This is a genomic window from Mycobacterium sp. WUMAC-067 (assembly GCF_020217485.1).
Classification (GTDB): Bacteria; Actinomycetota; Actinomycetes; order Mycobacteriales; family Mycobacteriaceae; genus Mycobacterium.
The window spans coordinates 1-3,421 of record NZ_JAEKMI010000120.1 but is presented as its reverse complement, the minus strand read 5'-3'; the positions used below and the strand labels follow the sequence as shown (position 1 = coordinate 3,421).

Below are 3,421 nucleotides of genomic sequence, written 5' to 3'. Positions count from 1 at the left end.
CTTAGTAGTGCGGTGAGGCCGCCGGGAACCGGTCGGTGGTCGCCGACTGCGGGTCATCTTGCCGGGGCAGCAGGTAGGCGCGAACCGCCGAACGTGGCCCGTAGGGCCGAAGTAGCTGGCTGGCCGGGCGAGTGCGTACCTGCTGCGGCCACCAGAACCAGCGCCCCAGCAGCGCGGCGACGGACGGCATCATGAATGAGCGCACGATCAGGGTGTCGAACAGCAGACCCAGGCCGATGGTGGTGCCGACCTGCCCGACGACTTTCAAATCGCTGAATATGAACGAGGCCATGGTGGCGGCGAAGACCAGGCCCGCAGACGTCACCACCGCACCGGTGCCGGCCATCGAGCGGATGATTCCGGTTTTCAAACCGGCACCGATTTCTTCTTTGAAACGGGACACCAGCAGCAGGTTGTAGTCGGATCCGACGGCCAGCATCAAGATGATGGACATCGCCAGCACCATCCAGTGCAGTTTGAAGCCGATGATGTCCTGCCACACCAGCACGGACAGTCCGAACGAGGCGCCCAACGAGATCAGCACCGTGCCCACGATGGTGACCGCGGCGACCAGGCTTCGGGTGATGATCAGCATGATGATCAAAATCAGGCTGGCCGCAGCTATTGCCGCGATCATCAGGTCGTATTTGGAGCCGTCGCGCATGTCCTTGTAGACCGCGGCGGTGCCGGCAAGGTAGATCTTGGCGCCCTCCAGCGGAGTTCCCTTGATGGCTTCCTTGGCTGCGTTCTTGATCGGCTCGACGTGCGAAATGCCTTCCGGGGTCGCGGGATCCCCTTCATGGGAGATGATGAAGCGGGCCGCGTGCCCGTCCGGCGACAGGAACATCTTCAGACCGCGCTTGAAGTCGGGGTTGTCGAAGACTTCCGGCGGGATGTAGAACGAGTCGTCGTTCTTGGCGGCGTCGAAGGCCTGGCCCATGGCGGTCGAGTTTTGGCTCATCACGTCCATCTGGTCATACAGCGACGACATCGAGCTGTGCATGGTCAGCATCATTTGCTTCATGGTCGTCATGGTGGCGATCATGGGCGGCATCTGCGCCAGCATCTGCGGCATCAAGGCGTCCAGCTGAGATATGTCGCCGGCAAGATAGGTGAATTTTTCGGTGATCTGATCCAGACCGTCGAGCGCGTCGAAGAGGGATCGCAGCGACCAGCAGCCCGGGATGTCGAAGCAGTGCTTTTCCCAGTAGAAGTAGCTGCGAATCGGCCGGAAGAAATCATCGAAGTTGGCGATGTTGTCGCGCAATGTGTTTGTGACATCCAACATTTCATGCGTGAGGCCGTCCATGTGGTGGGTGACCGCGGCCATCTGCGAGGTGATGTTGTACATGCGCTGCATGGTGTCGATGGACTGTTGCATCGCGTCGGCCTGCTTGAGCATGTCGTCCATGCGCTGGTGCATGTACTGCTGGTTTTCGACCTGCGTGGTGTTTTGCATGCTGATCTGGAACGGGATTGAGGTGTGCTCGATCGGCGTTCCCAGCGGCCGGGTGATCGCCTGGACGCGCGCGACACCCGGGATGTGGAAGACCCCCCTGGCGATCCGGTCCAACACCAGCATGCCCGCCGGGTTGCGCATGTCGTGATCGGTCTCGATCATCAACAATTCCGGATTCATCCGGGACGCGGGGAAATGCCGTTCGGCGGCGGCGTAGCCGATATTCGCGGGGACGCTCGGGGGTAAATACAGCCGGTTGTCGTAATTGGTTTGATAACCGGGTAGGGCGAGTAGACCGATGAGGGCGATCGCGACTGACACCGCGAGAATTGGCCCGGGCCAGCGCACGATCGCGGTGCCCACCCGTCGCCATCCCCGGGTCCGCATCTTGCGCTTAGGATCGAACAGCTTGAAGAAACTGCCGACGGTCAGGACCGCCGGACCCAAGGTCAGCGCGGCAGCAACGGCGACCAGCATCCCGACCGCACAAGGGATACCCATAGTCTGGAAATACGGAAGCCGGGTAAAGCTCAGGCAATACATCGCACCGGCAATAGTCAGGCCAGAGCCAAGGACGACGTGCGCGGTTCCGTGGAACATGGTGTAGAAGGCTTTTTCGCGGTCCTCGCCTAGGCCGCGCGCCTCTTGATATCGGCCGAGAATAAAGATCGCATAGTCTGTCCCAGCGGCGATGGCCAACAGCACCAAAATATTAACCGCGAAGGTCGACAATCCCATGATGTTGTTGTAGGCCAGGAAAGCGACAACCCCCCGAGCCGCCATCACCTCGATCACCACCATGAACAACGTGCTGAACACGGTGATAATCGAGCGGTATACCCACAGCAACATCACGATGATCACCACGAAGGTGATGATCGTGACCTTCTGGAGGCTCTTTTGTCCGGCCGAGTGCTGATCGGCGATCAACGCCCCAGCGCCGGTCACATAGGCCTTGACCCCCGACGGCGCAGGCACGCTGTCCACGATCTTGCGGACCGCCGCGACAGACTCGCTGGCCAGGCTCTCGCCCTGGTTACCAGCAAGATACGCCTGCACATAGGCGGCCTTGCCGTCGGAGCTTTGCGAACCGGCGGCCGTCAGCGGATCCCCCCAGAAGTCCTGGACGTGCTGGACGTGTTTCGTGTCAGCCTCGAGTTTGCGGACGATCTGGTCGTAGAAATGGTGGGCCTCATCGCCCAGCGGCTTGTCACCTTCCAGCACGATCATGACCGCACTGTCACTGTTGAATTCGTTGAATACTTTGCCGATGTGCTTCATCGCTTGCATCGACGGCGCGTCCTTGGGGCTCATCGACACGGTGTGTTCTTCGGCGACCGCGTCCAGCGATGGAACCAAGACGCTGAGGACGACGACAAGCCCCACCCAGGCAAAGACGACGGGCACCGCGAGTTTGTGGACCGTTCGCGCGAAAACCGGCATATGCGGCAGCCCTGCGGCCCGGTCATCGGTCATGCGGACTTCACTATGCAGAACGTTTGCGCATTCATACCCTGACTCGACCTTTCGTCCTTGACCACCTCGTCCACGATGATCCGGCAGCCGATTTGGTTGCTGTCGCCCTGCGCGACGATGTTGACGCTCACCGAGGGCAGCGTCGAGGTAACCGAGAGCGTCCAGGGCAAAGGCACGTTGCTAGCTTTCTGGGGCTGGGCATTGATGTCCAAGTAGTTGATGTTGGCCACCGTCCCCGGGGGACCATAAACCTGGTAAACCACGCGCTTGGGATTGAACGGCTTGATCTCATCGGCGATGCCGCTGGTCATCGTCTGATCGTCGTGGACGCCGAAAAAGGTGCGAAGCCGCAGTACGCAGAAGCCCGCTACCGCCACCACCGCCACGATGACCAGGACGATCCACATTTTCTTCATCGCAGCGCCAACGTGAATCCTCCCCAGCCAACCATCTCCCGCTAGTTGGGCGCCCCACCGCCCATTCGAC

The 3,421-nt window shown here is 60.7% G+C and carries 2 protein-coding genes; both read right to left on the bottom strand.

Annotation, left to right across the window (positions count from 1 at the left end; translation table 11 throughout):
- Window position 1: 1 nt before the first annotated feature.
- On the bottom strand, window positions 2-2,935 hold the full coding sequence (locus JF781_RS27605; protein ID WP_007172562.1) for an RND family transporter: 2,934 nt from the start codon (window positions 2,933-2,935) through the stop codon (window positions 2-4).
- Window positions 2,932-3,351, bottom strand: coding sequence for an MmpS family transport accessory protein (locus JF781_RS27600; RefSeq protein WP_007172563.1), 420 nt, complete (start codon window positions 3,349-3,351; stop codon window positions 2,932-2,934). Before JF781_RS27600 ends, JF781_RS27605 begins: the two co-directional genes overlap by 4 nt.
- Window positions 3,352-3,421: the final 70 nt, after the last annotated feature.

Excerpts from the sequence above, each read along its gene's own strand:
- JF781_RS27600 (WP_007172563.1), bottom strand. The coding sequence starts at position 3,351 with ATGAAGAAAATGTGGATCGTCCTGGTCATCGTGGCGGTGGTGGCGGTA.
- JF781_RS27605 (WP_007172562.1), bottom strand. The coding sequence starts at position 2,935 with ATGACCGATGACCGGGCCGCAGGGCTGCCGCATATGCCGGTTTTCGCG.